This window comes from Intrasporangium sp. (assembly GCF_032907665.1).
GTDB lineage: Bacteria > Actinomycetota > Actinomycetes > Actinomycetales > Dermatophilaceae > Intrasporangium.
The window spans coordinates 3297-8566 of sequence record NZ_JAJJPG010000142.1 but is presented as its reverse complement, the minus strand read 5'-3'; the positions used below and the strand labels follow the sequence as shown (position 1 = coordinate 8566).

The following is a 5270-nucleotide window of genomic DNA, read 5'->3' as shown; positions in this document are numbered from 1 at the left end:
GTAGGTGGCCCAGACGACCGCATGGTCGGTGCCGTGGATCGCGACCTGTCCCGCATCCACGACGCTCAGCCCACGGCTCAGCAGGTGGTCGAGCTGCACGAAGGGCGGCACGCGTCGGCCCTCGAAGGGCCACGTCCGCACCCAGCCCAACCCGGCGACCCGGTGCGCGTGGTCCATGCCGTCGGCGACAGCGCGGAAGGCCGGGTGCCCGTGACCGGCGTTGAAGTCTCCCGCGAGCACCGTCGGCTCGTCACTCGACTGTCGGTCACGCCAGGTCGCCAGGGCGCGCAGGCCCGCACGCCACTCTCCGGCGTCCCCGGACATCGGTGCGAGGACGTGGACGGCCTTGACCCGCACTGCCGTTCCGCTGACGTCGACGACCACCTCCGGCTGAACGCTCGGGGTGTGCGCATCGACCGGGTCGACGCCGGTGGCCTCCGTGAGCGGGAACCGGGAGTAGACCATGGTTCCCGTGAAGGCGTCGGGGCGCGCCTCGCCCACGCGCTCGACGAACCACTCATCGAGTCCGGAGTCGTCGAGGGCTCCCTGCGCCTCCGGCGTCAGCTCGGTCGCCACGAGGACGTCGACGGAGTGCGCGCGCACGGCGTCGGCGACGTGATCCGGGTCGGCTCGGCCGTAGGAGAGGTTGACAGCCATGACCGTGAGGTCGCGTGGCGCGTCAGGGGACGTGCGGGCGAACCAGCCGGGCAGCGCAACCGACGCCGCGACGACCACGGCGGTGACGACCGGCACGAGCATCCACCAGCGCTTGAGCAGAGCGGTGAGCGCGAGGAGCGCCAGCAGCCCCATGACGACGAACGGCCCCGCCGTCTGCAGCACGATGACGAGCTGCGCGGTGCTGTCGATCCATCGGGTCGCACCCGTGGCCACGAGGACGACGAGGGCCGCGCCAAGCCCCACGTCGAGCCGGCGCCCCGGTCGGTGACCTCGCGTGGCGGTCACGCCTGGAGGACGACCGGGATGATCATCGGCCGCCGACGGATCTTGCCACCGGCCCACGAGCCCACGGCGCGGCGGATGACCTGCTGCAGCTGCTGGTCGTCGCGCACACCGTTGGCGACCGCCTCCTCGACCGCGCGCTCGACCTTGGGGATCACCTGCTGGAAGACCTCGTCGCTCTCGACGAACCCGCGCGCCGTGATCTCCGGACCCGAGGCGATCTTGCCGGTGGCCGCGTCGAGCACCACGATGCACGTGATGAAGCCCTCGTCACGCAGGATCCGGCGGTCCTTGAGCAGGGCCTCGTCGGTGCCGCCGATGTTGGTCCCGTCGACGTAGATGTAGCCGCAGTCGACGACACCGGTGATCGAGGCCTGCCGGTCGACGAGATCGACGACCACACCGTCCTCGGCGAGCACGACGTTCGCCTCCGGAACGCCCGTCTGGATGGCGAGCTGGGCGTTGGCATACATGTGCCGCCACTCCCCGTGGACCGGCATGACGTTGCGGGGGCGGACGATGTTGTAGCAGTAGAGCAGCTCTCCCGCGCTGGCGTGGCCGGAGACGTGGACCTTGGCGTTGCCCTTGTGCACGACGGCGGCACCGCGCCGCATGAGTCCGTTGATGACCCGGTAGACGGCGTTCTCGTTGCCCGGGATGAGGCTGCTGGCCAGCAGGACGGTGTCCCCCGGTCCGACGTTGATGCGGTGGTCGCCGTTGGCCATCCGGGACAGGGCCGCCATCGGCTCGCCCTGGGACCCCGTGCTGATGAGGACGACCTCGTCGTCGCGGAGGTGCCCGAGGCGCTTGACGTCGACGAGGATCCCCTCGGGGACGTGCAGGTAGCCGAGCTCCGCGGCGATCCCCATGTTGCGCACCATCGACCGGCCGACGAAGGCGACCTTGCGGCCCGCCTTCGCCGCCGCGTCGAGCACCTGCTGAACGCGGTGCACGTGGCTGCTGAAGCAGGCGACGATGATGCGGCGCTCCGCGTGCCGGAAGACCTTGTCGATGGCCGGGGCGATCTCGAGCTCTGGCGTGGTGAAGCCCGGCATGTCGGCGTTCGTCGAGTCGGTGAGGAAGAGGTCGACCCCCTCCTCGCCGAACCGTGCGAAAGCGCGCAGGTCGGTGATCCGTCCGTCCAGCGGCAGCTGGTCCATCTTGAAGTCGCCCGTGTGCAGGAGGGTGCCCGCCGTGGTCCGGACGAACACCGCGAGGGCGTCGGGGATCGAGTGGTTCACCGCGGCGAACTCGAGGTCGAAGGGGCCGATGCGCTCCCGCTGGCCCTCTCGGACCGTCAGGGTGAACGGCCGGATGCGGTGCTCCTTGAGCTTCGCCTCGACGAGCGCGAGGGTCAGGGTGGAACCGATGAGGGGAAGGTCGCCCTTGAGCCGGAGCAGGTAGGGAACGGCCCCGATGTGGTCCTCGTGGCCGTGGGTCAGGACGACGGCGTCGATGTCGTCGAGCCGGTCCTCCACATAGGAGAAGTCCGGCAGGATGAGATCGACACCGGGGTGGTGGTCCTCGGGGAAGAGCACGCCGCAGTCGATGACGAGCAGCCTGCCCTCGGTCTCGAGCACGGCCATGTTGCGACCGACCTCGCCGAGGCCGCCGAGCGCGACGACCCTGAGGCCGTTGTCGGGCAGACGAGGCGGGGTGGTCAGCTCGGGGTGGGGGTGGCTCACAGGGTTCCTGTCGTTCGGGGGCAGTGTGAGGCGATGGTCGCGACCGTGGGTTGCCATTCGGTCAGCGCGGACGGTCCATCACGCACAGCCAGCACGGCGCGCGTCGGTCAGGCCACCGTGGCCAGAGCCGTTCGGAGCAACGAGCGCTGCTCGTCGGTGGCCTCGACGAGGGGCAGCCGGACGGCCGCGGACTCGATGAGGCCCTGCTCGGCGAGCGCGGCCTTGGCCATGATGGCGCCCTGGGTGACGTGCATGACGGCGTCGACCATCGTGTGGAGCGACCGATGGACAGCCCGGGCGTCGTCCCACCGCCCGGCGATGACGGCGTCGGCGAGGCGGCGGTACACGCCGGGGCAGGTCTGCGAGGTGACGCCGACGAAGCCGACCGCACCGTTGGCGAAGTGGGCGAGATTCATCGCGTCGTCGCCGGAGTACCAGTCGAGTCCGGTGGCCTCCATGAGCTGGCTGGCGAGCCACAGGTCGGCCCGGGCGTCCTTGACGGCGACGATGCGCTCGTGCTCGGCGATCCGCAGGTAGGTCTCGCGGGCGATGGCGATGCCGGACCTCCCCGGGATGTCGTAGACCATGACCGGCAGGTCACTGGCGTCGGCGAGAGCGAGGAAGTGCGCGACGAGCCCCGGCTGCGGCGGCTTGTTGTAGTACGGCGTGACGGCGAGCACCGCGTCGGCCCCTGCCTTCTCCGCGACGCGGACCGACTCCACGCTCTTGGCGGTGTCGTTGCTCCCCGCGCCGGCCACGACGACTGCGCGGTCCCCCACGGCGCCGATGACGGCTCGGAGCAGGTCCTCCTTCTCCGCTGCGGACGTCGTTGGTGACTCCCCTGTCGTGCCGGACACGACGATGCCGTCGTGGCCCTGGTCGACCAGGTGGGTGGCCAACCGCTGGGCGGAGTCGAGGTCCACTGATCCGTCGGCGCGCATCGGCGTGACGATCGCCGAGAGGACACGTCCGAGCCGGGGTGCGTCTGCCATGGGCCAAGGTTAGCGCCCGGCGCCCGACCCTCGGCGCCGACGTCCGTGCGCCCGTTTCGTGCCGTATGCCGCTGGGCTGGCGCCCGCACGAACGGGTCCCGGCCACCTGTCTGGGGACAGAGAGCGAGGCACTACTCGCTCGGGGGTCCGAGTAGTGCCTCGCCACCCCTTCCATCGCGCGGCGGTCGGGGGCGTTACAGGTCCGGCGAGGAAACTTCCGCCGGGCTCTCAGCGACGGACATACGTCACCCAGGCGAACCCGTCGTGCTCCTCACGTTCGGTCTCCTCCCACTGCGCCCCGTCGATGTCGGGGAAGGTGACCGCGCCCTCCGGGGACTGGTCGACCTCGGTGATGACGAGGCGAGCGGCATACGGCATCGCCTCGCGGTAGATCTCTCCCCCACCGACGACGAAGACCTCGTCGGCCGGGCCGGCCAGACTGAGGGCCTCGGCCAGGGAATGGGCCGTCTCGACCCCGGGGTGCTGCCATTCCGGCTGCCGGGTCACGACGATGCTCCGCCGGCCCGGGAGCACCCCCATCGACTCGAAGGTGCGCCGACCCATGATCATCGGGTGGCCCATCGTGGTGCGTTTGAAGAACTTGAGGTCCTCGGAGAGGTGCCAGGGCATCCCGGTGCCGTCGCCGATCACGCCGTTGCGGCCGACGGCCGCGATCATCGTCACGTTCGTCATGGAGTCACTGTCGCAGGTCGCGTCCGCGTCCGGCGCGGATCACACGGCGATCGGTGCCTTGATGCCCGGCTCGGCGACGTAGTCCACGAGCTCGAAGTCGTCGAGGTCGAACTCGTCGATGCTCGCCTTCCCGGGGGTGATCCGCATGGTCGGCAGCGGGTGCGGCGTGCGCGTCAGCTGGAGCCGGGCCTGGTCGAGGTGGTTGAGGTAGAGGTGTGCGTCGCCCAGGGTGTGGACGAACTCGCCCGGCACGAGGTCGGTGAGCTGGGCGACCATCTGCGTGAGCAGGGCGTAGCTGGCGATGTTGAACGGCACCCCGAGGAAGATGTCGGCGCTGCGCTGGTAGAGCTGACACGACAGCCGACGGCGGGAGCCCGGCTCCGTCGCGGGATGGACGTAGAACTGGAAGAGGGTGTGACAGGGCGGAAGCGCCATGTCGTCGACGTCGGCGACGTTCCAGGCGGAGACGATGTGCCGACGGGAGTCGGGGTTGGTCCGGATCTGCTCGATCACCCTGGCGATCTGGTCGACGCGGCGCCCGTCCGGGGTCGGCCAGGAGCGCCACTGGTGCCCATAGATCGGGCCGAGGTTGCCGTCCTCGTCGGCCCACTCGTCCCAGATCGTGATGCCCCGGTCCTGGAGCCAACGCACGTTGGTGTCGCCGCGGAGGAACCACAGCAGCTCGCCGATGATCGAGCGCAGGTGGAGCCGTTTCGTCGTCATCGCCGGGAAGCCGTCGGCGAGATCGAAGCGCATCTGGTGGCCGAAGACGCTCAGCGTGCCCGTCCCCGTCCGGTCGGACTTCTCCTGGCCCGTCGTCAGGACGTGGTCGAGGAGGTCGAGATACTGCCGCACGCTCGCAGCCTAGTCCGGGTTCGCCGAACGCGCGCGGACCCAGCACGCCCCGGCTCGGTCGGAGCATCGGCGGCAGACAGTGCCC

At 70.3% G+C, this 5270-nt stretch carries 5 protein-coding genes; all 5 read right to left on the bottom strand.

Going from position 1 to position 5270, the window contains the following annotated elements; genetic code table 11:
- On the bottom strand, positions 1-963 hold a 963-nt coding region (locus LOY02_RS16180; RefSeq protein WP_317183399.1), incomplete at its 3' end, for an endonuclease/exonuclease/phosphatase family protein.
- Positions 960-2645 (bottom strand): ribonuclease J, encoded by a 1686-nt coding sequence (locus LOY02_RS16175; protein WP_317183398.1) that lies wholly within the window; start codon positions 2643-2645, stop codon positions 960-962. The genes LOY02_RS16175 and LOY02_RS16180, both read right to left, overlap by 4 nt.
- A gap of 107 nt (positions 2646-2752) precedes the next feature.
- Positions 2753-3637: a 4-hydroxy-tetrahydrodipicolinate synthase gene (gene dapA, locus LOY02_RS16170; RefSeq protein ID WP_317183397.1), complete on the bottom strand. Its 885-nt coding sequence runs from the start codon at positions 3635-3637 to the stop codon at positions 2753-2755.
- Between the two features lie 228 nt (positions 3638-3865).
- The gene (locus LOY02_RS16165; protein WP_317183396.1) at positions 3866-4330 is read right to left on the bottom strand and encodes a dihydrofolate reductase; all 465 of its coding nucleotides are present in this window, start codon (positions 4328-4330) and stop codon (positions 3866-3868) included.
- A 39-nt stretch (positions 4331-4369) separates the two neighbouring features.
- Complete coding sequence (locus LOY02_RS16160; RefSeq protein WP_317183395.1) at positions 4370-5185, bottom strand: thymidylate synthase; 816 nt, start codon at positions 5183-5185, stop codon at positions 4370-4372.
- Between the last annotated feature and the right edge of the window lie 85 nt (positions 5186-5270).

Excerpts from the sequence above, each read along its gene's own strand:
- dapA (WP_317183397.1), bottom strand. The coding sequence starts at position 3,637 with ATGGCAGACGCACCCCGGCTCGGACGTGTCCTCTCGGCGATCGTCACG.
- LOY02_RS16165 (WP_317183396.1), bottom strand. The coding sequence starts at position 4,330 with ATGACGAACGTGACGATGATCGCGGCCGTCGGCCGCAACGGCGTGATC.